1 pseudogene is annotated in these 240 nt (G+C 62.5%); it reads left to right on the forward strand.

Annotated elements, in window-relative coordinates:
• Positions 1-240 (forward strand): annotated as a pseudogene (locus tag AC3XQU_RS24760) (phage late control D family protein); the annotation flags it as partial.

A 240-nucleotide genomic window follows, 5' to 3' on the forward strand; every position in this document is an offset into this window, starting at 1 on the left:
GGCGCAGTGCTACGTTTATGGCTGGGCTGGAGCGACACCGGCCTGGTCGACAAAGGCACCTATACCGTCGACGAAACCGAACACAGCGGCGCTCCAGACGTGCTGAGCATTCGCGCTCGATCGGCAGACCTGCGCAAGGGCCTAAAAACCAAACGCGAGCGCAGCTGGAGCAACACCACCCTCGGCGACGTTTTGGGCGATATCGCCATCGGCAACGGTCTTACCGCCACCATCGCAGGC

This window comes from Telluria sp. AZSoR62 (assembly GCF_058111565.1).